Consider the following 24,467-nt stretch of genomic DNA (forward strand, 5'->3'; position numbering starts at 1 on the left):
GTGACGATCGATGAGTCGCGGATAGCTTTCAACCCGGATGCGACCCGCTCATCGGAGGTGAGTGGACGGATCGCTGCGGCGGATCTTTCGCGCTCCTCCGGCGTCGCGAATCACCTTTTCCGGCACAATCATTCGAATCAAAGGCAAAGGACTCATCCGCCAGGAGTAGACCAAGACCGACTCGGGCTAACTTCCACCGGCTGTCGCGCCAAGCCCGCGGCGAGAAGTTCGCGTGGGTTGCCCCCAAGACCTTCCGCAAGACGGTCGCATCCCTCACCGCCGACCAATACGGCCCACAGGCCGCAGCCCAACAACTCGGCCACGCCAACAACTCGGTCACCAAGCGTCACTACATCGACCAACCGACCGAAGCGCCCGACTTCACAGCGACCTTGGGACGGCTCTCGGGCTGAAAGCGTGTCGTTTCCGTGTCGTTCGACCCCCGAAACGGACAAAACCAGGGTCGAACTGGTACGTTCGCCCTGGTCACAGCTCGCGGCGTTGCCTTCAGCTCCACAAAAACTCCGGGTTGCCGCTGCTGGGCTATGGGCCTACTGCCTGGTTGCGGGGCCGTTGTCGGTGCGGCGCAGTACCCAGGTGCCGCGGCCGGCGGCCTTGGCGCGGTACAGGCCGACATCGGCGTCGTCCAACAGCTTTTCGGCATTCGCGCCGGCAACCGGGGTGACAACAGCACCGATGCTGGCCGACATCGACAGCAGATCACTGGGACCGACTGGAATCGGGTTTCGCAGCGTCGAAAGCATGGCCTCGGCGGCCGCGTGGGCTGTGTCGTCGTCGCAGGGCGGTGCGAGCAGCGCGACGAACTCGTCTCCTCCGATGCGGGCCAGCGTGACCGTCGGCGAGGTCAGGGTCGCATCGAGCCTGCGGCCGACCTCGGCCAGCACGCTGTCTCCCGTGCGGTGGCCGTAGCGGTCGTTGATCAGCTTGAACGCGTCGAGATCGAGGAAGCACAAACCGATGTGATCGGCGGGACGGGCGACCGCAACGATGGCCTCCAACTGCTCGAGCAAGCAACGCCGATTCGGCAGACCCGTCAACGGGTCGTGACGGGCCTGCCACCACAGTTTCTGCTGCATAGCCCGCCGCTCGGTGATGTCCTCCCCGACGGCGAGCACGCGCACGTCGCGTCCGCCCGCGCCGAGCACCAGCGTCATCGTCCATGCACCCCAGCAGACGCTGCCGTCGGGGCGGCAGAAGCGGCCTTCGAAGTGCGCGGTACCGCTCTTGCGCTCGAGTAGACCGACGACCTCCTGACGGAGCTTCTCGCGGTCGTCGGGGTGCATCAAGTCCAGACCGGATACCCCCGGCAGGTTCTCCCGGTTCATCCCGACCATCCGTGCCGTTGTGGGATTGGCCTCGAGCGTGATGCCGTTTCTGTCGTAGAGCGCGATAGCCACCGCGGCGTTGTCGAACACCACGCGGAAGCGTTGGTCGACAGCCTCCTGGTTGCGGGCGTGGACGTTCAGCAGTTCGGTCGTGTAGCCGCGGCCCAACTCTCCCAATAGCGCGCCGAACCGTTGTGCCCGATCCGGCCGGTGTGACCGCTCCAGTAAACCGGCCAGCACCGCCGCGGTCGGGGTCATCATGGCGGGGATCGTGAGGTTCGACTGGACCATCTCGACGCCGACTCGGCATGCGGGCGACGGGTCGAACGACTCAGCCGACAAGGCAGCTTCCAGCTCGACGATCCATCTTGTCGTCAACTGGCGGATGTCGTGCGGCAGAGATGCCGGCACGCCACCGCAACCGACCAGGGCTGCCGACCAGTCCCGCGCCATGTCGGCAACCTCGCGACTGTCCATCCGCGAGGACCTTCCTCCATCGCTGGACCTTCAAGGTCCAGCACTGACGACCCTCCCCATCCGCTAACAATGAGCATACGAAAGAACCGCACCGCCTGTATCGGAGGCGCCACAACCGTTCGCCCTACGGGGCGGCCCGCGCCCGATCGAGTCGACAACCGCGCCCGCCCCAGCCATCGTGAAACTGTCCAGGCAGCCTTGTTCACCCGCGTCCCGGTACGCCTTCTTCCCGTCACCGCTCGATTCTCACGGAAAGGCCAGCAGCACATCGACATTCATTGGCAAGCATCGACTTCTGGCCATTCATCCGTGGTCAGAAACGGTCAAGTCCCGGGGCGTGGTGTAACTCGGGTGGTCACCGCATGATCCGAGGTTCGGTCAGGCAGTGAGTTCTGCTGGTGCTTGATCCTCCTGTTCGTCGCTGGGTGCCAGCCTGGTCACGAGCCTGCCAAGACAACCAGGTCCTGAGCCTGCACAAAACCGGATCAACCTGGGGATTTCCGTGAACGCTGACAATCCGCGAGGTCGTGACGAGCTCCGGTTTCGATGTGGTGGAGCAACGTCCGATCCGCAGCCCCTGGTACAACCGTCCGGTACCAGACGTGCTCACCGTGGGCCGACGCCGCTCATACGGCTCCCACCCCGAGCCCGGCCCACAGTCGAGGGCCTGGGCTCCCTGCCTGTTCCGGTCGGCGTCGGCAGGCGCACCACGAGCTACAAGAAATTTTCAGTGCCCTGACCTCGCCGTACTAGCGTTGATCGTCGAAGGACCCCTGTTCAACCTGTTCCACCCCTTCTTCAACAGTGGCATTAACGAGATCGATCGGAGGGCTCGGATGCGTCCAGGTTGGGTTGGTGTCGTTTGTGCGCCGCGTTGGTACTGCGTGATGGTCGGGGTATTGCTTGGCGTGCGGGGCCGTGACGACCCTGGCGAGGGAAGCGAGTTTCGGCCTTCCCGGTGACGGTTGGCGAGCTGCGTGGCAACTGGTGTCGCTGTCGGTACTGGTTGGTGGGTTTCGCGTGCCCGCAAGCGGCGTGGCCGGCCGTGGCGCTGGTCGGCGTGGTGTACACGGTCGCAACCGGGCTGGAGGCGTTTCATGGCGCCGACCTGTTGGGGGTGGTCCCGGTCGATATGCGGGACCGTATCGTGCACCCGCTGCTTGCTGGCGTGGCCGGTGGCTGCTTGCTGCTGGCTCGTCGTCGAGCCGACGTGACAACTCGAGTCTGAATCCTCGGATCATGTTGCGGGTGAGGCGCCTGCGCCGGCATTCGCACCGGAACTCCCAAGCCGTGGATCATCCACCGCCAAGCGCAGTGCCCACGCCGACAACGCCCAACTGCGTTGCTACCGCACCGTCAACGAACCCTCGTTCGAACGTCGCCCGCCAGCCACCGAACCGGGCTCAACGTCCCAACCTCGACCAGGCCGCCAAACACCCCGGGGTCAGAAAGGGGCGTCCTCACTCGTCAAGTCGACCACCTCGAACAGGCGGTCGGCGTCCCACTCCCGGAAACCGTGCCCGACCCTGGCTGCATAACCGTGGCTCCGCCGTCCAGAAATTTCGCTCGGGAGGTACCACATCACCATCACCCAGCTCGACACCACCACCCCTTCGAAGGGGCCGCGAGAAACGAATTGAGCCTAAACCTCCGGCGATCGGTGCTGTAGCGCGGAAAGTTATAGGATTTCAGATCGCGTGACATGTCGGTCTTGGTTGACCTGCGGCTTCGTCGGTTGTCTCACCGATTGTCATTCGGCTCGAGTCTCAGTTCCGTGGCATTTCTTCAGGTTTCGCGCTTTCTGCGCCTGCAGCGTCGTAACTTGTTCGGTCCAGCGTTGCCCAGGACTGCTGCCTGTACGTCGGGCGCATAACGCGCCGAGACGTCGCGGTATAGCCCGGTTGGCCGACCCATTCAAGGCTCACCCCCAGGTACCCGGCACCGGGGCGACGCCGAACCATCAAGCGGCGCAACGTGATTGAACTGCACTTTCACAACGCAAACAGTGGCGGGCCATCGCCACTCGCTACGACAAGTTGGCTCTGACCTATCGAGCCGGATTCGTGCTGGCCCTCATCGTCGAGTGACTCAAGCTATTCGGCGATACCTAGTCCGCTCCAAAGGCTCTCAGACGTAAAAGATTCGGGATCAGCGCACGCTGGAGCGAAGAGAGGCGGATGATCTGTGGCGTGACTGATCCATCCGGCGGGGGCAGTCGAGTCCTGCCATTAATCCTCCAGTTCCGAAACACGACGAAGTAGTGCGCCTGCTGCAACAGGAACTCGCGCAAGCCAATCAGAAGGTCACTGGCAGTCTGGCATCGGCATACGCGTCAGCAGCGGTCGGTGCCGCACTGATCGCCGCCGCGCTGCTGAACATCCCCAGGCCGTGTTCCTCGGCTGCTGTGACGGACAAGTGCGTTCCGTCAGAGTGGAACGGCATGTACGCTGTCGTGCCGATGCTTGCGGTGCTCGTTGCACTGCTATCACTGCAGACGGCCGCACGTTTTATGGCCCTTGGGATCTACATTACTGATCTCGAACGCCATCTCAACCAGCTTCAGCCACTGACCATCTGGACGGTGGACGGTGACGGACGTCGTCAGAACCGCCTGGTACCGTCGACTGAGCAGATGTTCGGGGGTTTCGTTGGAAAGGGAAGACGGAAGTACAGCATCCGACCCCTGAACGGCGTCATCTGGGTCGCCTGCCTGGCCATACTTGTGGCAGGCATCGTTATTCCGCTCTGTCTGGTGGAGTCTATTCCACTGCGGATCGTCGCAGCGGCGGTCTATGCACACATGTCATTCCTGATCGCCCGGTTCACCACTGTCCTGTCTACCCAGCCGCGACGCTATACACACGAACTGTGGGAGAACGGGCTCAAGGCTGCCTACACGTCGGAAGAACGACATTCGAAGAAGAGCGATAATCGAGAGTTCATCAGCTTCTTGATCTACCCTCGGCCGCTGAGCGACCACGGCGTCAAGTTGGCAATTTCGCTAACCGCTCTGGCGGCGGTCTACTTCGCTACCCCGCATGGTGAGATCGCGATCGTACGAGGCTTCCTTGCATGGGTTTTCCTGGAGTTGGTGCTCTACCCAATTCGGTACCAGATCAACGATATTCGCGATCGCGATGTTGACACGACGCACCCTGCCAAGGATGCGCGCCGCCGCCTCAACTTCGACTGGTCCGAAGAGCGGGAACAGATCATTGCTGCGTCGATGGGCTACCGCTTCCTTGCTTTCTTGGCTTTTGGCTTCGTTTACCGCTTCACATGGCAGGAGTGGGTGGGCATCGGCGTGATGTGCGCCATCTTCGCCACCTTCACCTGGCTCTACGAAACCACGAAGGCTTATCTCCGGCGCGAAGGAAGGGAGGTGCAGACTGAAAAGGGAAGGAAGGAAGTCAAAGGGGGACGGATGAAGTCGCTGTCCGATGCCACCCCTTGGCAGGCGAGGTTCCTGATCGGTCTATGCGCGGTGGGTTACGGCGTCCGCGTCGGCTTTGTGTTCGTAGCGGCTGCCTCCGCGGCATTCACCCCCTTGGTTATGTGGTGGATGGTGGCGTTACTGAGTTCGATCACCCTAGCCGAGTACTACTTGCTCAAGAACCAGTGGTCGGTCGAAGGGACGAGCTTCGTCGAGCCCCCGTTCCCGGCAACAATTGCGAACGCTCAGCTTGTTAACAAGGCGCACATCGTGTTGGCGCTCCGAGATGCGGGTGTGCTTGCACGGGATCCGGCTCCGATCGATCCGCTAAGCATCGATGAATTGTTGGATTTGCGCTCGAAGCGCCTTGAGCAGAAAAAGCCGGGCACGCAGGAAACGAAAGAACTCACCACTAATTCGCGGGCCGAACTGCTTGTCCCGCGCTGGGAACAGCTCTTGAAAAGGCGCTTGTCGCTCACCACAAGCCATATCGCCTTCCTTGCATCAGTAATAATCGCCGTACTGGGCACTGCAATAGTCGGTCCGGCAGAGCACGCGCTGACTCGACTTGGAGTTGTCGGCATGTTCGGTATAGCGCTTTTTGTCATCGACCAGGCCATCCTATGGCGCCAGCGTGTCACGCTCAGACGCACAGCCCAACGTCGCGTCAGCGAATGGCCGGAGCCCGATTATAAGTCTGAATATAATGCTGAGTGGTATCTGCTATTGCCGTTAAGCTTGGCCGCTCTCGCCGGTACGACCGTTTTCCAGTTCTTTTATTTCGGTATCAGTTTTCGTCAGAGCTTTCTGGCCGTCATCCCACTAGCGCTGTGGGTAATGATCCTTATGGGGGAAACGTCAAGCTACGACGGACAGAAAAAAGCAGTCGACGGCCTTAAGGATAAAGTCAAAAAGATTCTCAGCCTCCCCACGGACATACGGCACAAAGTCTTTCGAACCGCGGCATCGCCTCAATCGCCGTAGCGCCTTCAAGCCATCCGTCAGCTGACAGCCTGTGGCGAGATCGCACCACTCTTCTCGACGGATCACCACCCAGCTGACCCGGACCGAAGATCCTTGACTGAACCTTTCACGGTGCCACAGGGCCACACCTCCGAACACGACGAGCGGTTCTACCTGGACATTGACGGCGTCAAGGCCGACCGACTCAGCGAGCCGTTTGCCGACCTCCACCAGGCCGCAGACAGCGGTAGGCAGTTCCACAAGGCGATCACCAGGTCGATCAGCGGAGGCAAGAGGTCCAGAAACGACGAAGGTGGTCCTACCCTTTCCGGGGTCAAAGACCCCGGTTCGAGTAAGACCACCCTTGTGGACATGGCGGGAACTTACTCGAACCGGACCGATCTGCTGGAAGACTTCACCGAGCTGCAGAGACGGATCGAGCAAAGCGGACCGCGCAGGTCGCGACCTTCACGGCCAAGAGCGTCTAGCAGCCCGAAGAAGCAGCTGGCTCCCGAGGAAGCCACCGAGATCGTGGCCAAGTACGAGGCCAGCACGTCGATGGCTCAGCTGAAGGTGGAGCACCACATGGCCAAGCGGACGGTGGCGAAGGTGCTGAGGGAGGCCGGAGTCGTGATCAGGCCGAGGCGGAAGAAGGAGGGCCTCCCAGCTTCACCCTGAGTAACGCTCAACGGCTAACCACAACCCCTGGACACGTCGGAGACTACGGCTCGCGGACCTCCGCTGAGGTTCGCGCTCGGTGGCCCCGCTGGACGCACCCGAACGTGACTCCTGAACCAACCGCACCGATCACGGCGGCCCCAACCGATGGACCGGCGACGACAACCAGCCCAAGCAGTAGTACGCCCAAGAGCGTGATCAATAGCGTAGCTCGGCGAAACCTGAACGGGTCGACCAACACGTTGTCGAGTAGTCCAAGCCATGACCGAGGCGGAGGAATGTCGTAGCGTGGGGGCAACCGTCGATGCCCTCGATTACCTGGATGGCGGGGAGCACTCACGTGGGAGCGGTTGTCCGGCAAACCCTTTCGACGGCTCATCGTCGACTGCCCGCAATCCCGAAGGAAGCTGGAAGACGACGCGGAAGTCGACGTGTGGAGCGGCTCGAGATTTCGACGGTCGGTATCTCGTTGCTATGTAAGATCTTTCGAGCATCATCAGTTGCGGAGCGCGTGGGTTGTGGGCCGACGATCGGCCCGGCCTTGGCACGTTTGTCGCCGGTACCGGGCTGGGACCGTTCGGCCGCACCCGATGTGATGTGCCAGCCGAGCTGCTCGCGAATTATCTTGCGGCACTCCAAGAGTGGACGCCTCCCGAACACCCCGATGGCGGGGTGTCATGTCCTGCGCCTTCGGGGGCAACCACATCGCCGGAGGGCGCTAAATGACCCGGGACATATTGCGCACCACTGAATCACCTGATGGTCGCCAGGTCGCCAAGTGGCGGCTGATCGGTACGGTGCCGCGCATCTATCAGGTCCAGAACCGCGCGGATGCTTCGGTCGCCTACCGATGGCCCGATCACAAACAGATACCCAGCGCGCCGCGCGGCCTGATCCTATTCGATGAAGCGTCCCCACCGGATCTCGTCACTGCCCGCGAAGCGTTCCCCGGATTCACCGATCTCTGGGACGCGATACGACACGAACGACTTTCGTTGGTATTCAACCTCTCTGAGCTACACACCGCGGGCGGGGCATGAGTGCCTGCCCCTCTCATGCTCGTCAGCCCCATTGACGCGCGAGCGCGCGCCGCCGCATCCGCCCCGACGCTGGGAGGACCAGCGAGCGGGGAAACGAAGCTCTATCAACGTCATCAGCGCCCCGGCCGTCCCACCCCTTCGGCCGGGGCGTGGCCCGACAACAAAGGCGTGACCACGTGCCCGATGCTTGGCCGTTCGATACACCCCCGTCGATACCGATTCCGGGGACGACACCGATCAATGAGGCAACCAGCCCAGACCTGATCCTGCCGCGACACACCGAACACACGACCGACGAGATACGCCAAGACGTTCCGACGCCGGCACGCGTCCACAACTGTCTCCTCGGAGGGCAGGACAACTATCGCTGTGACCAGTGGGCCGCCGCCGAGGTATCGCGGCTGTACCCGCAAATACGCACCGCAGCGCACGCAGGCCGCGACTTTCAACGTCGAGCCACCGAATACCTTGCCGCGCAAGGCATCCGCCAGTTCGTCGACATCGGAACCGGGATGCCGCATTACCCCGCCCTGCACCACATCGCTTTCCTACACGCTCCTGGATCGCGAGTGGTCTATATCGACAACGACCTGATCGTCGCCGCGCACGCCCGAGCCCTGCTGGTCGGCGAATGCCCCGAACGCATCGACTTCGTGCGCGCCGATCTGACGGTACCCGCGTCGATCACCGCTACCATCGGCCGCACGCTCGACCTCGACCAGCCCATTTGGGTCTCGCTGGTCTCGGTGCTGCACTGGATCGAAGATCACCACGACCCCCACGCCGCTATGCGCCACCTTCGTTCGGCGCTGGCGCCGGGTTCATTCCTGGTCGCCTTGCATATCACCGGCGATTACAACCGGGAAGCGACCGACGCGGTGACACTGGCTTGCCAGAAGCACAGCCTGCCGTTCCAGGCACGAACACACGCGGACTTCGCCCAGTTCTTCACCGACTGCGACCTCGTCGAACCCGGCATCGTCAACCCCTATCACTGGCACCCTGACACCGGCGACGTGCATTGGTCGACCATCTCAACTGAGCTGCCCTGCTACGTCGCTGTGGCCCAAACCCGATGACTACCAGCGATACCATCTCCCACGCGACGGCGTCTGATGCTGTGGCCGGACCTCAGCAATGGACACATTCGAAGACGAACTCGCCACATTCCTCGGCATTCCCGATTGTGTCGCGGTCAGATCGCGCACCGCCGCCCTACACACAGGACTGCTCCTGGCCGGTGTCGGCCCAGGGAACGAGGTGATCGTGCCCTCGCAAATCCGCGCAGGCAAATGAACCCTCACCGCCGCCGACCCACTACCAGCCGAACTCCACGACTTCCTCACCAACTCGGCCCAGACGGACTTGCGCACTAAATAGACCGTAGTCGGGTCCGCAAGTTCATCGAACTCGGAGAGTCAAAATTCATCCGTAGTATTTGTGCGCGGTCTCGGGAAGTTCGCCCGCTGAGCCGATCTTGCGCAGGATCGCTAATGCAATCTGACGGAGGAGGTTCGGATCGATGCCCTCCGCCGAGCCGTCTCGCACTCCGTCCGACCTGAGGATCAGGTCACCAATCGAGTCACCGTTCTGAGTGCAGGGTCGCACAGTGTTGGTGTCGGGGTACACCCGAACAAAACCTTCATGTTTGGCCGCACCCCCATAATCGGACTCCCAGCGATAGACCGTTGTGCCCGGCTGGCGCCAAATTCCGATCGAGTATGCCACCTTGTCCCTTTCTCAGTTGCTCCACTGGTAGCCTAGCCCGTCTTTTGCCGCCGCCTCGGGGTCCCAGCGGAGACCAGCATCAATGGCTGCCTGGTGCGCGTTTTTGTAACTCGGGCCGTGCGCACGCATGTAGTTGGACTCATACAGCTCGTGCCGCAACAGATCGACGTCGGCGGAGTGGGGATTGCCTGCTTGCAGGCGTTGCCACGCCTCCGCCATCCGGGGGTTGGATTCGAAGCGGCCCATCGTCCCCGCGTCATACGAGTCGAGCAGATGCTCTTCTTTGAAGACGTGGTTCTTGATCTGCTCAATATCCGACCGCGAGAATCCATATTTCTCGGTGTTCCGGGCAATATCATCGATGTCGGCATCACTGCGACGGATCGTATCGTAGGCCGAGTCCGCCCACTCGTATTCGAAGTCGGCATCGTTGCGGGGCCTACGTACCTCGCCCCCGGTCTGACGACCCTGCCCGTTTTTTCTCCAGTTCTTGAGTTTTTCGACCAGCTTGTCTTTGAGGTCTTTGATGCGTTGGATGGATTGTTTTGTTTTGGCCGTGACCCGTTCGATCTTGACCGCGGCCCGGAGTTTCGCTGCTTGGACAGCCCTCTTGATCAGGTCGACGAATTTGTCGATGATCTTGGCGACTTTGACGGCAGCTTTTGCGGCTACTGCAGAGGCACCGACGCCGAAGCTGACACACGACGCGAGGACCGAGAGTGCGAGGTCGACAGCAACCTCGGTGGCGAGCTCGATGGCGAGATCTTTGACCAGCTGCTCGAGGTCGGCCCGCATGTCGTCGTGGGCTTTTTTCTGATCCCGGCACGACTGGGCGAGTTCGCCGTAGGCCCCTGCGAGATCGCTTGCGGCGGTTTTGAGTTCACGCAGATCTTCGTCGATGAAGTTCGCATCGGGGGAGGTGATTTGTTCGAACATCGCTGCCGCGCGTTCGAGTTCACCCGGGGTACCGGCGACGGTGGCGTTGGTGGCGAGGGTGTTCCAAACGTCGGCGGAACGCGACAGCTTGGTCGTGTCGCCATCCGGGATGGGGATGCCGACCTTGACGGCCAATTCCAGACCGTCATCGACGAGACCACGGCCTGGCCCGCCCGCGGAAGGCGGCACCAACAGAGACGTGAGCTCTTGCGGGGTAAGGGTGAACGAAGGATTCAGGTTCGGGGCCGCGGGCTCCGGTTGACCGCTGTTCGGGTCGTAGTCGGCAAGAGCATGGTTGTAGCCGGCCTGCTTGAGGATCTGGGCGTAACCGTCGAGCGCCAGCACCATGTCGATGGACATCGAGTAGATGTCTTTGCATTGCTGGTCATAGGATTCACCCCACTTCTTGCCGTCGCCGATGCTGCCGGCCATGGTGGTGGTGTCGCCAAAGGACCTCATCGCGCCTTTGAAGGCTTCGAAGTATCCCGAGGCCGCCTTCGCGCACAGGTCGCCCGCGTCGTAGTAGGTCTGCGCGGAGACGTCGAGGACCGTCACAACTGGTTACCAGTACTGCGGCCGAGCATCTGCAGGTTCGTCGTGACGGCCGACTGATAGCGCTCCCGCGCGGCCATGGCCGCGGTACGCATGGTCTCGATCCCCTCGGCGACTTCCTGGGCGCCGGTCACCCACTTCGTGAACGCCTCGTTGGCGGCCGTAGCGGATGGGCCGGTCCAGCTGGACTGCAATGCCGCAGTGCGTTGCTGGATACCGGTGACACTGTCAGTGAGGAACCCGACGAACCCCTTGAGTTGCGTGGCGATGTCATCGAGTTCGGTCAGATCCACCCGGAACGAATCGGTCATGAACTTACTACTCCCCCAAGGTATTACGGCAAATCCAGCGAGCTGGTGCCAGCGGCACGCTGCGTGTCGAGCGCGGCGTGGGTGTCAGCTACCACGCCGAGCAGTCCGGCCAATGTTCCCAACGCCTCGAGGACGGCTTCCGCGCCCTTGCGTGTCTCCTCCCAGCCCGAGCGATAGGAGGTGGCGGAGTTCCCAGTCCAGTTCTCCAGTAACTTGCTGACATCGGCGTCTATCGAGCGCAGTCCGTTCACCAACTCCTCAGCCGTGAGTTGAACGTAGCGACCAGCGTCGGTTACGTTCGCCGGGACGACATCGAATTGTCCATCCCACGATTGCGACATGAGATCCCTTCAAAGAACAACGGGCACAAGCTTACCGACTCGCCGACTCAGGCTAGTAGTTGGCCGGGCGTCGACACCATCGAGACGAATAGCACTTGATACACGCCGTTGAGCACATAGCATCGCGCGCGAATCCGCCTTCAGTGGCGCAGATCTGGGATTTGGGGTTTCATGAAGGTTGGGGATGAATCGCGGATCGGGTGAGAATTGAGTTACCCATGCATTCGTTCCGCAATGGTCTGTCCGGCACACCTCGGCCGTCATTCATTGCAGCCCCACGCACACAGCTAGGTACCAGCTCGAGCCGATGGCTCGACTTCCCTGCGGGCTCGCGAGAACAGCCCAGCCCGAAGCACTCTCACGTTCAGACCGCCACTGCCTTGGCGATGACTACGCCGAGGGCCAACTGGGACACGGTGTTTCGTTCGGGAAAGATGGTGAACGCTGACCAGGTCTGGCTCGCTGCCGACGATGTTGGCGAACGACTGAGAGTTCCGACGGTTGTCCGATCTTGCTGGACCCGAATGACCGTGGTACCAAGGAATTTAGCTTCTCAGGGCGTCTTTCAGCACACACTGCCGCCGACACGGGCGCGGCAGAAACCTGAGAAGTAGGGAACTCCGTTGAGGCGGACTCCCAATCATCACCGCGGCCTCGGGCGTACGTTCTCGCCCCGACGCCTGCCATCATTCCTAGTCCGAGACAACCTGACTCGCGCCTCTTGCTCGCCGCCATCTCTGCGCCGTCTGCCGACGGTCTGTCCGGCACACGACAGAGATTCAGCTTCCCCGAGGGGCTCCGTTGAACTCCGATGACGTGTGGCTCAGCACGGAAGAACTGGCCGCACGGCTCAAGATTCCGGCGAAGACGCTCGCGGTCTGGGCTTCTGCTGGACGGGGTCCCAGATATGCGCGGATAGGGCGATACCGGCGGTATCGGTTGAGCGATCTGCTCGCGTGGGAGCAGGAACAACTCGACAAGGGTGGACGGCCCGATCCCGATGCGTCGACCGATCGCGCACAGGACTCTCGACGTCGGCCACCAACGAAGGAAGACCGCAGCCACCGCCGGAACCAGTAAGCACGGGAGATCGCCATAGCCGTCTTTCGGCAATCAATTTGCTCTTGTCTGCATTGCTGACATCTAGCAGTTTGTGCGGTGGCTCAATCATCGAAGCCAGGCATGCCCGATCCCGCACCCGGCGCTCTCGAATGCTTCGCAAACTCCTCGCGTACACGCCGGGGCCGTTCGCATCGAGGTCAGCGGCCGCCCAACCACCACTCCCCGCAGGAAGGACAAGTGTTGCCCAGACAATCTCTTCCGATCGGTACCTACGGCCGGATCACCACCAAGAAACAGCCGAACGGCAGCTGGCGCGCCGTTACGCGCTTTCGCGACCACGACGGAATCACCCGAATGGTGAACAACTACGGCCCTACCAAGGGCAAGGCCGAAGACAACCTCCGCGAAGCCCTCCGGAACCGTGACGGCGGACGCGGCGAGCTGATTACGCGAGACACGAAGCTCTCCGTACTGGCCGATCTCTGGCTGGCCGAGAAGTCGCTGCAAGAAGGTGTGGCCGAGCAGTCGCTGGACCTGTACCGGTCAGAAATCGAAGTCTCCAAAGATATTCGAGCCAGCAAGGACACCATCAAGATCAAATCCGCACTTGGCGGACTCCGGCTGTGGGAGGCCACCACCTCACGTATCGACGCACACCTGAAGCGGATCATGCTGAATGGACACCGGGAGAAGGCGCGGCGGCAGAGGGTCATTCTCTCCGAGATGATGAGCATGGCCGTCCGTCACGACGCCATCGACCAGAACCCGGTCCGCGAGGTGGCCGACCTGCCCCGCAAACGCCAGAAGCCACGGGCGGCCGATCTCGAGACACTGACCGAGCTCCGAGTACAGCTGAGATCGTGGCTGGCGGGCGAGGACATCGACGGCACCCCTGGGTACACGAGCGGCCCCAAGCGCAACCCTCGGGTCTTGGACGTCGCCGATGTCGAGTTGGGCACCGGACCCCGTCCCGGGGAGGCGTTGGCGTTGCGCTGGTCCGATGTGGATTTGGAGTCGACTCCACCACGACTTACCTTCTCCGGCACCATTATTCGCATCAAAGGCAAGGGGCTGATCCGTCAAGAGTGGACGAAGACCGATTCCGGATTCCGGATTCCGGACGGTGATCCTGCCGCAGTTCGTCGTCGCCACGCTCGAGCGCGTCAAAGCCGAAGCGGTGGACAACACGTTGGATCTGGTGTTCCCGAACCGCGACGGCGGGATTTGGGACCCCCACAACTTCAACCGACTCTGGCGTCAGGCACGCGGCGAAAAGTTCGCGTGGGTCACCGCAAAGACCTTTCGCAAGACCGTCGCATCCCTCATCGCCGACCAATACAGCCCACAGGCCGCAGCCCAGCAACTCGGTCATGCGAACACTGCCACCACCAGGCGGCACTACATCGACCAGCCGACCGAGGTTCCCGATTTCACAGCCACGCTGGACAAGTTTGTGAGCTGAAAGCGTGACGTTTCCGTGACGCTCACGGGCATCAAAAGGAAAAACCAGGGTCAAACTCTAGCGTTCGCCCTGGTCAAAGCTCCCCCATCTGGACTCGAACCAGAAACCTGCCGGTCTAGACTCCCGACTTCCCGGCTGACACTGAACCCTCCCAGTTACTCCCGATGTCCCTGTGTACCAGCAGTTTTGACATCCTGGCAACTCCCACGCGATCCCGGCTTCTCCCGATTTAACTGTGGGAGAGTTGTGGGATCGACTCATGTCCTACCGCCCCATCGAGGATCGCCGACGAGTCCGGTGCCAGCGTTGGGCGAACGATGTAGTGCTGCTCCGTAACCCGCGACCCGGGCGCGTGCCCGAGCTGTCGACCAGCCGTCGCTGCGTCGCTCTCCTCGGCGATCAAGCTGGCCACGGTCGCACGGAACGTCTTGGGCATCACCCACGCGAAGCTCGACCCCCGGGCCTGGCGCCACACTCGGTTGAAATTGTTTGTGCTCCACGGCGTACCGGTGCGCGACGGGAAGATCAGCGTCTCGTCATCGCGCCGCCAGTCCTCTGCGCCCAAGTCCCGAAGTACGCGCACCGCAAACCCCGGCAAGTGCACCGTGCGCTTACCGCTCTCGCCGGTCTTCACGTGGTCCTGGCGGTAGTAGCCCTTGTTTGGCATGTAGACGATCGTTCCGAAGATGTCGGCACGCCAAGGCGTTGAAGTGGTGTCGATGTCGCAGCGTCGCAATCCCAGCACCTCGCCGGGCCGGGCACCGGTACCCAACAGGATGTCAGCCACTTGCAGCACCTTCGGGTTGCGCGGTGCGCCGCTGACGAACGCTGGTGTGCCGGGAATCTTCTTGCCAGCCAGCCAGGTGCGCAGCTGTGCACGCAACTCCGTGAGCTGTGCGGCCTCGAGCGCTACCGTCTTGCCGCGTTTAGCGCGAATCGGCTTCAACGCCTGGACCGGGTTCACCTCGATCGCGCCATGCCGGACCGCCAAATTCATCATGCCTTTGATGATGATCGACTGCCGCTTCGCCTTCGTTCGAAAGCCTTTGGCCAGCACCATTTTCACGTGAAGGTCGACGCGCGGAGTGTCCAACTCCCGGATGCTGAGTGCACCGAGCGCGGCCTTGATCTTGGTGGCTGCCGCCGTCGCGCGAGCGTCTTCTACGTCGGACACCTCGATTTCGTGCCGATACAGGTTGATCGACCGCTCGCACAGCCCCTCGTCCATCTCGCACTCAGCGAGCCAGAGATCGGCGAGCAGGGACATCTTTGTGTCCGGCGTGATCAGCTTGTCGCCGCTGCCGCGCGTCTTCCGGCGTTCGCCCAGTGCCTCGGTCAAGCGGTCTTTGGCGATCGACTTGCTTTTGCCGGTCCGCTCAACTGGCCGTATCACGCCGTCGATGTCTTTGTATCGGGTGCGCGCCCGATATCCGATCGTCTTGCCCTTCTTTTTGATTTCGGTGTAGCTGATCTCGCCGGACTTCTCGAGTCGGGTTTCCTGTCTTGGCACTGCTCAACTCCAGGTGTCGTTAGGTGTCTTCTTGCGCCCGCTCGAACTCGACGACATCGGCGAGCCGGTAGCGGGTGTGTCCACCGCCGAGCCGGATGTACTTCGGACCTTTGCGCGGTCGCATGGCCGCCCAGTTGGTCAATGTCTTCTCTGACATCTGCCAGCGCTTCGCGAGCTGTGGGCGGGTGAGGAAGACGTCCTCGGTGGTGGACACAACGAATCTCCTTGTGCGGGTGTGGATACGACAAGAGCCCGGCAGATCGCCGGGCGATAGCTATGACTGGCCGCTGAGTTCGCGAAGGGCCGCCAAGACGGCCAGCGTCGCGTGAACCTGCGCGGTCGCAGCCGTCAAACGCGCAAGGTCGCCGCCCATCGAATGCTGAACCTCGCGAAGACGCTTCTCGGCCTCGCGGGCGTGGTGCTCAGAGGAATGCAAGATCACTCCACTTCAACGGGAAGTGGTCGCCGACGAGGAATGCGATCAGGCCAGCACGCGCATACTTGCCGGTCTTGTCGCGCAGCCATTTCGAGCCGCCGTCAATGCTTGGGCATTGGAATGCGGCCGTACTACCCAAGTCGAACGCTTGGAAGTTGTGCCGGTGCGCGGTCACCCAGATTTTCGCGGCGTGCGCGCGAGCATCGCCACGGACTTGGCCGTTGAGCCACTTCTCAAACCCGCTGGCGTCGGCCCCCGGAATCTTGTGGCCGTGGCAAAAACCCATCGGCACACCCGCGGCTTCGGCGTAGACGATCATCTCGTCGTTCGGGATGGTCCAGCGGACATGTCCGAACTCTTTGCGCTCAGCCAGGATTCGGCACAGCGTTTCGGCGAGGAATCCGCCGGCGTTGTCGGCGTCGGTCGTCTTGTTGTCGCGCCCGTTCTGCCGGGACAGCTGGCCGTGGTTGCACAGCACCGAGACGAACCGCGCCCGCTCGAATTGCGGGAACAGCTGGCGGGCGTAAACCTCCCACGTGTCCAACACGAAATTCATCTGCCCGCGGGCATCCAGTTCGACCGAGAACAACTGATTGGCGTAGCTGCCGTCGCAGCCTTCGAGCGGGTCGCCGTTGTTGACCAACACGATTTCGTTGACCTCGTGATGCTCACGTACGCGGTCCAACCAGCCCTGCACATTCTCTAAGCCGTCGAGTAGGCGTTCGATCGTCGATGCGACGCCACCACCTTCGGATTTACCCGCTTGGATATCGGCGAGATTCACCACGGCCGCAACCGGCTGCCCGGTCAGAGCGATCGGCGCGGGCGCGGGCAGTTTCCACTGGCGCACAGCGGCGCGGTGCGCCTCGATCTCCTCGTCCGTCAAAGGCGGTTGCGGCAGGCGTTCGAACGCGACGTCGTAGCTGTACGAGTGGAGCGTGACCGTACTGCGTTCACCGTTGTCGAGCGCCCGGGACTGCTGCCACTCCGACATGCGCATGCGCACGGTGTCGTTCTTCACGCGGAAGTAGCGCGGGTCTTTGCCGAACTTCTCGAATACCGGCGTCCAATCGGTGTCGATCCGCTCGGCTACGGTGACGTTCCGGAACTCGAGGCCATCGGGCGTCTCGATGCATTCCGCACCGCGTTTCGCTCCGGCGCCTACGGCGTTGATGCTGTCTGCGATGTCACCCATGCGACAGTGCACCCCCGATCGAGGCGGAGAGGATCGGAACGGGCGTCAACTGCTGCACGCAGCGATCGAGGTCGTCGATCATGAAACCGGTAATGCCCTTGCCGTAGTATTTCCCGCCGACAAACTCGGTCCACGTCAGCGGGAATCGGATTAAGGCGTCCATGTCTCGGGCCATTCGCGCGACATCCCGTGCGTGCCAGTGAGTTGAGCAGACGATGTACACACCCGATTCGGCGGCGGCGGCCCGGATGATCTCGGTCGTCTTCCCGGCCTGCCGAGCGCGGTGTATCAGCTTCATGATTCGTCGTCCTTTCGGCAGCCGCATAGGCCGTGATGATGCAGCGTCCATGTTGAACGCGCGACCGTCGCGCCGTGCTGACGCGCGACGAGGTACGACGCGTGCATCTTTTGCGCGGCAAAGTCGTTCAGTGCGGCGCGGTCTTCTGGCGAAAGCGTGTCGAGCCACTGCCCGGCGACACACGGAGTGCTGGGCGGGGCCTTCGCCGCGGCGATCGCGGCGCGAATATCACCCATCGCTCTTTCCTCTCGGCAGGGCCTGCTGTCGGTAGTTGAAGTACGGCCGGGATGAGACCAGCCGGAACCAACCGAAATCCGCTGTCCTGGTCTGCCACAGCCCATCCCATCGCCATTGGACGAGCATCCCGGGAATGAGTTCGGGGAGGATGGGCTTCGGCCACTCGAGGAGGCTCATCGGATACGCCTCCACGCGATGATCCGGCCCTCTCGCTGTGCCCGTTCGATTCCGAACGCCATTCCGTTGGTCACGCCGAGATCCGCATAGACCGCTGTCAGGTCAGCGCATTCGCCCCATGCCAGCCCGGCCTCGATTCCCTGCGTGCGCTGCTCGGGGTCGGTGTCGTCCAACACTTGGGTGTAGAGCAGGTGACTTGCCAATGGGCATTCGCCGCGGTCGAGGCTGTCGCGCATCGCTTCTCGCGCATAAGCGAGGTTCGCTTCGATGTCCCCGGCGTACGGGGATTCGATGATGACGAGGACGCTCACGCACTCACCTCCCGCTCGTACAACACGACGACAGGCAAAGGCACTTCGTCCAGGTCGAACCCGAAGTCGGCGCCGTAGCCGGTCCATGGATGCGTCGCCCGCGCGCGGTGATCGACGGTGATCTCCAGAACATCGCCGTCCTCATCGCGAATGACCGTTGTCGGCGGCAAGGCGTCCAGTTCTTCGCGCTTCTCGATGATGCGAGCAGGCGGACGCCAACCGGCGGCGAGGACAGCATCAGCCACTTCATCCGGATCGGTGCTGATGAACTGAACTGCGGACGACACTGCGTCGACCAACGATTGCCGGGTGGGGTCACTCATCGGCAACCCACTTCGTGACGGTCACAGTCTCTTCGACCGCGTGAACCAGTGTGAGTTGGAATGAGCCGGACTCCGCTGGGCCGATGCTGTCTTGATACTCGGTCAAGCCTTCCTCGTAGATCCAGGCGTAGTGCTGACCGGAGGGTGCGTGTGTGACGACCTGGACAATGTCGTACCAGCGAGATGTGTCGATCACCTCGCGGGCCACGGTGGCAAAACCGCCGGCTCCGGCTCCGACCGAACTGAGCGCGTACCAGTCTTCTCCGAGAATGGCCTTGAGTCGGTCTTGCTCGGTGGTGGTGTCAATGCTGGTCACTAGTCGTCCGCTTTCGGGGTGAGGGTGTATTTCGCGAGGATGGCGTCGGCGATGTAAGTGCAGCCCGTTCTGGAGTCCGGTCCGGCCTCTTCGATGACGTCGAGCAGTTCGGAACGCGCTGCGCTGGCGCGGAACTGCTCGAGCAGGTATTCGGCGATCTCCGACGAATGCTTGCGGATGTACCGGTCGATCATCTGGGCCGGGTCGTCGGCGCCCGCGTCGATATACAACTGGGGTAGCAGGTCGGTAGAGAACCAGACCCGGTAGCCGCCGCCGTAGGGGTCGTCCAATTTGATGGTGAGTTCACCGGAGATCATGTTTCAGTCCAATGCGATGAGGATTGCTTGCGCGGGTGGGCGTCTGAGGTACATGGCGGCGCGAGAGAAGAATTCGGGATCGTCGCGGCCGTGGCCGAGCATCTTGTTGCACGGACCGCACAACAGCCCGCGAGTGCACTTGCCGCACGTCGGAGTTTTCGGGCAGCAGGAATGGTCGTGGTCGACAGGTAAGCGCCGCGCCGCACCCGTCGCCCTCTGGCAGAGGTAGCAATGACCGCCCTGCGCCGCGTACAGCGCCCAATATCCTTCGCGCGGCAAGTTGTACGTCTTTTCGACCATTCGCCCGTGCGCGGCTAATCGGGCAGCCTTTTTCACGGCTCGGTGATGGCTTACGCATCGCGGTCCGGGATGGGGCGCGGGCCGCTTGGTGGTGACGCCCTGGGCGCGGCAGTCTTTGCATTGCACTGCGGTCATGCCGCCGCCTCGAAGTCAAAGTCGAAGTCGACCGCGGACAGTTCCGAGACCGGCGCAGCGAAACGCACGCCACCGTCGGTCACTACCTCGGCGTAGGTGATGGGCCATCGCCATATCGCGCGAATCTGCACGAGACCCGGCACATCGGGATGAACCGCGTAATCGCCCACGTGCAGTATTGCGCTGTCAAATCCCCTCATGCCGCTGCCTTCGCCCTGGCAGCAGCCTTGAGTGCGCGACCATGGCGCTGGTAGCACGTGCGGCACATGCCTTTACCGCAGTGTCGGCGGTGGTCGGCCGGCGCGTCAGGTTGATAGGGACCGCAGTACAGCGTGTATTCGCAGCCGTCGCCTTTGCATTGCCGCAAACCCTCGTCGACGGGCAGCACTTCGCGTACATAGGCCGCTGGGGCGTATTCCACGCCGAGCCGCTGCGCGAGCCGTTTGCGCGCCTTCTCGATGCGCTCGGCCCCGTTCACCATCTCGGGAAACGCGACGCCGCCGTACACCATGCCGCACAGGTAGCTTTCGCGGCTGTCGGAGGTTTTCAATGCCCACAGCCCGCATTCGCGTTCCACCTCGCACGGTGCGCACAGCGCGGCGGCGATCTTCGGTCGCTGGTTGGTGTTGGGAAGACTCTGGGTCTCCCAGTCGATGGGGGCGCCGGTGCGAGCGCAAAGCCCGCGGCGGCGCCAGTCGCTCGACTCCATTTTTGATCCCTCTTTTCTCTCGCAAACAAAGTTTCACATGGTGTACGTATTTCTTGTCCAGGATTTAGCTGCAGCTAGAACCCGGGTTCGTCGCTGACAGGCTTCGGTTTCCACACCAAAGGCAGCGGAATGGCTACGCCACATTTATGCTCGCGGTGTACGGCACCGGCGATCGGCGCGGGAAACATGGTTATTTCCGCTGCCGTGCGGCGCATGACGTTTGTTCCGTAAATGACGAATGTGCGCGCACCGCTGATTAGTGCATCGACTTCGCCGAGTTGGGTCAACCGCCAAGGGTCGAGCAGGAGTTCGATCGCGTCGTACAGCACTTTGAGTACCGGGGCTTTGCATTGACAGGTGGCCGCTTTCACGCCTTGGCCTTCCCGATGTTCTGGGTGTGTGGAGGTTTTTCCGGTGTGGAGGAAGTGTGGAGGCGCGAAAACGCTGTGACCTGGAGTGGAGCGAGTGGAGCATGTGGAGGTGCCTCCACGCCAAAAATTTCCTACGTCTCGCGCGTATAACGTAAAAGACCTATTTTTTTACACTGTATAAATAGGTATGTCTTACCTAAGTTGTTGGTCGGTAGGGTCTTTTTCGCCAAAAATCGGTGTGGAGGTTTTCTCCACCTCCACAACCTCCACAGCATGTCAGCGGATGTTTTCGCCCCTCCACACGCTTCTCCACACCGGAAAAACCTCCACACCGGGCATTCTGGAATATGGATTAGTCACTGTGATGGCGGTCGCCTCGTCGGAGGGCTCGGCAACCTAGGCCGACTGTGGAGTGACGCCGGGCACACCCGGTATGGACACGTTTCCGTCGCTGTCGACAACCACTCGTCCCGCCTCGATGAGACCTCGTAGCGCGGGCTCGTAGTATTCGCGGCGCTTCGACCACAACCCGCGATACACCTCACTCGACCGTTTCGGGCCGTCCGACAGTGAGCGGATGATCTTCGCGGACACGCTGTTGATGCGGTGGTCCTCGATCGTGTCTTCCGCCGCCAACCTCATTTGTCCGGCAGCTTCACCGCGCTCGATATTCTCTTTCTTAGCGGCGATCTGCAATTCTTCGGCAATAGCGGTGCGGGTGTTCTCTGACATTTCCATGACCATTCCAGACAAAACCCAATCGGCCTCGTCCATATAATCGCGCCCGTCCAAAACAGACAAGGCGAACGCGACTTTCTCGCGAACGAAAAGGGAATGCCCGTCGAGCGCGTCACCTTCACCACGCTGGCGTTTCACATGGTTTTCCAGTATGGCTGTCTCAACCATTTCCGGAATCTTGACCATGCTCGACTTCCCCGCCCACTCCCGCGGAGCGAAAATCGCCAACGGTGCAGGCTCGGCCGGGCGATCGTGCAGAGTGATGCGCGGGTCCGAAGCGGGCAACCAGATGAACCGCTGCGGTGTGCCGCCGTCACCGTCACGCAACAGCGCCGCAGCCCGGCCCGGCTGCACGCCCACGACCATGCACAGCCGATAACCGTGACGACCCAAGCGAATCCGCTTGCTCGAATCGGCATAGCCAAACCCCAGCTCTTCGCCCGAGAACGCCTCGCGCAGCTTCGACAGGATGGTTGAGCCGGTGCGCCCGCCCAGCGCGGTCAAGGTGTCGACTTCCGGCACCGAGAACAGCACCGACGTGCGGTCGATCATCTGTTCGCCTTTTTCCATGTGGGCGTACTGGTGCGCGAGCCCTTCGCCGCTGCCCACAGGCGAGACATAGACGTCCGCCGGCAGCAGTTCCGATGCCGCCGACTCGCTCGCGCCTTTACCGCCGCCCGAGCGCGCGACCAGGGCGACAAACAGGTTGAGCGAACCCGGTCCGCCGATCAGCGGAGGCAGCATCACCCAGGGCGGGACCGTGGCCAAGACGCGCGCCAGCACCACGCCCAAGACGCTCCACGGGCTGCACATCCTGGCGAAGGCGAATTGCCGGATCGCGTGCAGTGACTCGCGCGACGACCAGAACTCTTCGAACGGGTCGACGGCATCGGCCGACGACTCGTCTTCGGCCGCTGCGGCGGCAAGAGCCTGCCAGCCTGGCCCTTGCGGGCCGAGAACATTCGCCGCATAGCCGACATTGCCGGGCTCGAGCTCCTGCGGGCGCTGCTGCACTTTGGCACTGAGTTCGGCCAACTCGACCTCAACCACGCGCGACGTCGGAGAAGGGTTGGCCGCGATCAACGCGTGCCCGCGCTGGTTGGTGACCATCCGCCAAAACTCGGCGCGCGCGTCCGACCGCTCGTCGCCGACCGCCGATGTGTAGGCGTCGGCCAGTGCACGCAATGCGCTCGGCACACCCAGTTCGCCGCGCTCGGCGTACCGCAGCATCGTCATGACGTGCGCCAAGGTTGTGTCGTGCCGAGACTCCACCGCGTCTGCGCCCAGGTCTTTCAGCGCCTGTTCCAGCCGATCACTGACAGCCAAGTCCATGTGTTCGTCGTCGGACATGCCCGCGAGCACAGCCGTTACGTCGACATCGCCGAGTAGCGGCACGTCGTCTAGCGCGGCCAACGCCTCGAGCCACGCATCCGGCAGCCGCGGCAGTTCATCGATTCGCGGCGCGGAAGTCCAGTACAGATCGCCGGTGTCGAGCCACTGGTACGGCTTGCCCGTGTCGGGGTGGATGCTCGGCGGCGCCACGACGTAGCGGTGGCTGTACTGCACGATCTCGACGTTGCCCAGCTTCAGATCCGGAAACCCGAGCTTGGTCACGAGCCGCGTACCTTCGGGCACCCGATACAGCCGAATGCCGCTCGCACCGTCCGTCCGACTGGTCGACGCCCAAGTCGGCGGCAGCGTGCCCCACAGCGCGACGCCGTGCGCGAGCGTCTTGCCGCCGGTCTTGCCGGCGTAGTTGTCGACATCGATCCCAATGACGCCATCAGGCAGGCGCAACGCGATATTGCCATCGGGCCGAGTGTCGATCCAGGTTTGGACGTCGGGCCATGACGGCACTACGCCGTTGTATCCGGTGTAGCCGTCCGGCGGGGACGCCTTGCGCCGCGGCGGCAGCGGCAAGACTCCGCGCCAGCCCAACGCCCAAAGCTTGCCGGCGTTGTCGGCGTACACGCTCTCTGGCACGGTCACTCTCCTTTCGTGTCGCGGCGCTTCGCCTCGGCTTCGCGCCACTCCAGTAGCTCACTGAACAGCGCGGCCAAGGTCGGGTTGTAGTCGTCTGCGTAGTACTTGGAGAAGGTGTTGCGAGGCAGCGGGTTCGCGTCGAAGTCGTGGTCGCCGTCCACTGCCTCGTGGTCGAACTCAGCGTCGTACAGCCATTCCCGCAACTGCTCATCAGTGGGCCGGTCCGGCGCGTCAGCCACGGCTATTCCCCTTCCACTGCGCTACGCCGGCGCGCCGCGGCCCGGCGGTGCCCTAACAGGTGGTCGATAATGTCGATGGCGTGCGCGTGGGTCGGAGAATCCAGCCACGTCCCGCGGGGCGTGGTCACCCGCCAGGGCAGCAATGATTGCGTCTTGCGGACCTTGAACCGGGGATCACCCATGCATTCACCGCGTAGAGACCCGTCCGCCTGGCGCACCTCGCGACATGCCAGGCCGGCCCCTTCTTCGGGGCCGTGGTTGTGCACCGTCATTGGCCTTGCTCCAGCTCCGCAATGCGTTCCGCGTCGCGTCGCTGTTTGGCCGCGATAGCCGTGAATGCCTGCTGTGTGTCGTTGTGCAGCTGCTGCAGCTCGGCACGGGCTTCGTCGCGCTCCCTTTCCAGCTCGGCAACCTGATCGGCCAGCGCTTCAAGGGCTTCGAGTTGCCCAGCGCGGGCGCTCATCCGGGCTTGGGATCGGATCTGATCCGCGAGGCTGTAGGTCATTGGTCGTACTCCTCATCCATGCATTGCTCGCACACGAT

29 protein-coding genes are annotated in these 24,467 nt (G+C 62.4%); 7 read left to right on the top strand and 22 right to left on the bottom strand.

Annotated features, from left to right (window positions below; genetic code table 11):
• Positions 1-551 precede the first annotated feature (551 nt).
• Positions 552-1,823: a diguanylate cyclase domain-containing protein gene (locus tag ACZ60G_RS03655; protein ID WP_465806972.1), complete on the bottom strand. Its 1,272-nt coding sequence runs from the start codon at positions 1,821-1,823 to the stop codon at positions 552-554.
• A 2,260-nt stretch (positions 1,824-4,083) separates the two neighbouring features.
• On the opposite strand from ACZ60G_RS03655, the gene ACZ60G_RS03660 reads away from it, so the two are divergent.
• From ACZ60G_RS03660 to ACZ60G_RS03680, 5 genes are all read left to right on the top strand, one after another.
• Positions 4,084-6,240: a hypothetical protein gene (locus tag ACZ60G_RS03660; protein ID WP_465806974.1), complete on the top strand. Its 2,157-nt coding sequence runs from the start codon at positions 4,084-4,086 to the stop codon at positions 6,238-6,240.
• A gap of 111 nt (positions 6,241-6,351) precedes the next feature.
• Positions 6,352-6,897: a hypothetical protein gene (locus ACZ60G_RS03665; protein ID WP_465806975.1), complete on the top strand. Its 546-nt coding sequence runs from the start codon at positions 6,352-6,354 to the stop codon at positions 6,895-6,897.
• A 722-nt stretch (positions 6,898-7,619) separates the two neighbouring features.
• Positions 7,620-7,937, top strand: coding sequence for a hypothetical protein (locus ACZ60G_RS03670; RefSeq protein WP_465806977.1), 318 nt, complete (start codon positions 7,620-7,622; stop codon positions 7,935-7,937).
• A gap of 176 nt (positions 7,938-8,113) precedes the next feature.
• On the top strand, positions 8,114-9,016 hold the full coding sequence (locus tag ACZ60G_RS03675) for an SAM-dependent methyltransferase (RefSeq protein WP_465806979.1): 903 nt from the start codon (positions 8,114-8,116) through the stop codon (positions 9,014-9,016).
• A gap of 58 nt (positions 9,017-9,074) precedes the next feature.
• Entirely contained in the window at positions 9,075-9,233 is a 159-nt protein-coding gene (locus ACZ60G_RS03680) for a DegT/DnrJ/EryC1/StrS family aminotransferase (RefSeq protein ID WP_465806981.1), read from the top strand.
• A 129-nt stretch (positions 9,234-9,362) separates the two neighbouring features.
• On the opposite strand, the gene ACZ60G_RS03685 is transcribed toward ACZ60G_RS03680, so the two are convergent.
• From ACZ60G_RS03685 to ACZ60G_RS03700, 4 genes are read right to left on the bottom strand one after another with little or no spacing between them, the layout of a single operon-like run.
• Positions 9,363-9,665: a hypothetical protein gene (locus tag ACZ60G_RS03685; RefSeq protein WP_465806983.1), complete on the bottom strand. Its 303-nt coding sequence runs from the start codon at positions 9,663-9,665 to the stop codon at positions 9,363-9,365.
• Positions 9,666-9,677: 12 nt separating this feature from the next.
• Positions 9,678-11,156: a hypothetical protein gene (locus tag ACZ60G_RS03690; protein WP_465806985.1), complete on the bottom strand. Its 1,479-nt coding sequence runs from the start codon at positions 11,154-11,156 to the stop codon at positions 9,678-9,680.
• Positions 11,153-11,464: a WXG100 family type VII secretion target gene (locus ACZ60G_RS03695; RefSeq protein WP_465806986.1), complete on the bottom strand. Its 312-nt coding sequence runs from the start codon at positions 11,462-11,464 to the stop codon at positions 11,153-11,155. Before ACZ60G_RS03695 ends, ACZ60G_RS03690 begins: the two co-directional genes overlap by 4 nt.
• A gap of 23 nt (positions 11,465-11,487) precedes the next feature.
• On the bottom strand, positions 11,488-11,805 hold the full coding sequence (locus ACZ60G_RS03700) for a WXG100 family type VII secretion target (RefSeq protein ID WP_465806988.1): 318 nt from the start codon (positions 11,803-11,805) through the stop codon (positions 11,488-11,490).
• Between the two features lie 816 nt (positions 11,806-12,621).
• Between ACZ60G_RS03700 and ACZ60G_RS03705 the strand changes: the two genes are divergently transcribed.
• Positions 12,622-12,885, top strand: a complete 264-nt coding sequence (locus ACZ60G_RS03705) for a helix-turn-helix domain-containing protein (RefSeq protein ID WP_465807613.1) — start codon at positions 12,622-12,624, stop codon at positions 12,883-12,885.
• Positions 12,886-13,104: 219 nt separating this feature from the next.
• A complete protein-coding gene (locus ACZ60G_RS03710; RefSeq protein ID WP_465806990.1) occupies positions 13,105-14,337 on the top strand; it encodes a hypothetical protein in 1,233 nt (410 codons plus the stop codon).
• Positions 14,338-14,558: 221 nt separating this feature from the next.
• Here the strand turns inward: ACZ60G_RS03710 and ACZ60G_RS03715 are convergent, their stop codons facing one another.
• The 17 genes from ACZ60G_RS03715 to ACZ60G_RS03795 all read right to left on the bottom strand — a co-directional run bounded on the left by ACZ60G_RS03715 (position 14,559) and on the right by ACZ60G_RS03795 (position 24,429).
• On the bottom strand, positions 14,559-15,839 hold the full coding sequence (locus tag ACZ60G_RS03715) for a tyrosine-type recombinase/integrase (protein ID WP_465806992.1): 1,281 nt from the start codon (positions 15,837-15,839) through the stop codon (positions 14,559-14,561).
• Between the two features lie 19 nt (positions 15,840-15,858).
• Entirely contained in the window at positions 15,859-16,053 is a 195-nt protein-coding gene (locus ACZ60G_RS03720) for a helix-turn-helix transcriptional regulator (RefSeq protein WP_465806994.1), read from the bottom strand.
• A gap of 208 nt (positions 16,054-16,261) precedes the next feature.
• The gene (locus tag ACZ60G_RS03725; protein WP_465806996.1) at positions 16,262-17,470 is read right to left on the bottom strand and encodes a hypothetical protein; all 1,209 of its coding nucleotides are present in this window, start codon (positions 17,468-17,470) and stop codon (positions 16,262-16,264) included.
• Positions 17,463-17,768 (bottom strand): hypothetical protein, encoded by a 306-nt coding sequence (locus tag ACZ60G_RS03730; RefSeq protein WP_465806998.1) that lies wholly within the window; start codon positions 17,766-17,768, stop codon positions 17,463-17,465. The genes ACZ60G_RS03725 and ACZ60G_RS03730 overlap by 8 nt, the downstream gene beginning before the upstream one ends.
• Positions 17,765-18,004 (bottom strand): hypothetical protein, encoded by a 240-nt coding sequence (locus tag ACZ60G_RS03735; protein WP_465807000.1) that lies wholly within the window; start codon positions 18,002-18,004, stop codon positions 17,765-17,767. Before ACZ60G_RS03735 ends, ACZ60G_RS03730 begins: the two co-directional genes overlap by 4 nt.
• Positions 17,997-18,182 carry a hypothetical protein gene (locus tag ACZ60G_RS03740; protein ID WP_465807001.1) on the bottom strand — a complete coding sequence of 62 codons (186 nt, stop codon included), beginning with the start codon at positions 18,180-18,182 and terminating at the stop codon, positions 17,997-17,999. The genes ACZ60G_RS03735 and ACZ60G_RS03740 overlap by 8 nt, the downstream gene beginning before the upstream one ends.
• The gene (locus ACZ60G_RS03745) at positions 18,179-18,493 is read right to left on the bottom strand and encodes a DUF7768 domain-containing protein (protein ID WP_465807003.1); all 315 of its coding nucleotides are present in this window, start codon (positions 18,491-18,493) and stop codon (positions 18,179-18,181) included. The genes ACZ60G_RS03740 and ACZ60G_RS03745 overlap by 4 nt, the downstream gene beginning before the upstream one ends.
• Positions 18,490-18,816 carry a hypothetical protein gene (locus ACZ60G_RS03750; RefSeq protein WP_465807005.1) on the bottom strand — a complete coding sequence of 109 codons (327 nt, stop codon included), beginning with the start codon at positions 18,814-18,816 and terminating at the stop codon, positions 18,490-18,492. The genes ACZ60G_RS03745 and ACZ60G_RS03750 overlap by 4 nt, the downstream gene beginning before the upstream one ends.
• Positions 18,809-19,132, bottom strand: coding sequence for a hypothetical protein (locus ACZ60G_RS03755; RefSeq protein ID WP_465807007.1), 324 nt, complete (start codon positions 19,130-19,132; stop codon positions 18,809-18,811). Before ACZ60G_RS03755 ends, ACZ60G_RS03750 begins: the two co-directional genes overlap by 8 nt.
• Positions 19,132-19,449: a hypothetical protein gene (locus tag ACZ60G_RS03760; RefSeq protein WP_465807009.1), complete on the bottom strand. Its 318-nt coding sequence runs from the start codon at positions 19,447-19,449 to the stop codon at positions 19,132-19,134. Before ACZ60G_RS03760 ends, ACZ60G_RS03755 begins: the two co-directional genes overlap by 1 nt.
• 3 nt (positions 19,450-19,452) lie before the next feature.
• Positions 19,453-19,884: an endonuclease VII domain-containing protein gene (locus tag ACZ60G_RS03765; RefSeq protein WP_465807011.1), complete on the bottom strand. Its 432-nt coding sequence runs from the start codon at positions 19,882-19,884 to the stop codon at positions 19,453-19,455.
• On the bottom strand, positions 19,881-20,084 hold the full coding sequence (locus ACZ60G_RS03770) for a hypothetical protein (RefSeq protein WP_465807012.1): 204 nt from the start codon (positions 20,082-20,084) through the stop codon (positions 19,881-19,883). The genes ACZ60G_RS03765 and ACZ60G_RS03770 overlap by 4 nt, the downstream gene beginning before the upstream one ends.
• A complete protein-coding gene (locus ACZ60G_RS03775; RefSeq protein ID WP_465807014.1) occupies positions 20,081-20,593 on the bottom strand; it encodes a WhiB family transcriptional regulator in 513 nt (170 codons plus the stop codon). Before ACZ60G_RS03775 ends, ACZ60G_RS03770 begins: the two co-directional genes overlap by 4 nt.
• Positions 20,594-20,667: 74 nt before the next feature.
• Positions 20,668-20,964: a hypothetical protein gene (locus tag ACZ60G_RS03780; protein ID WP_465807015.1), complete on the bottom strand. Its 297-nt coding sequence runs from the start codon at positions 20,962-20,964 to the stop codon at positions 20,668-20,670.
• Between the two features lie 396 nt (positions 20,965-21,360).
• A complete protein-coding gene (locus ACZ60G_RS03785) occupies positions 21,361-23,685 on the bottom strand; it encodes a bifunctional DNA primase/polymerase (RefSeq protein ID WP_465807017.1) in 2,325 nt (774 codons plus the stop codon).
• A gap of 2 nt (positions 23,686-23,687) precedes the next feature.
• Complete coding sequence (locus ACZ60G_RS03790; RefSeq protein WP_465807019.1) at positions 23,688-23,924, bottom strand: hypothetical protein; 237 nt, start codon at positions 23,922-23,924, stop codon at positions 23,688-23,690.
• Between the two features lie 268 nt (positions 23,925-24,192).
• Entirely contained in the window at positions 24,193-24,429 is a 237-nt protein-coding gene (locus ACZ60G_RS03795) for a hypothetical protein (RefSeq protein ID WP_465807021.1), read from the bottom strand.
• Positions 24,430-24,467: the final 38 nt, after the last annotated feature.

It is taken from the genome of Nocardia sp. NPDC102475, assembly GCF_055584605.1.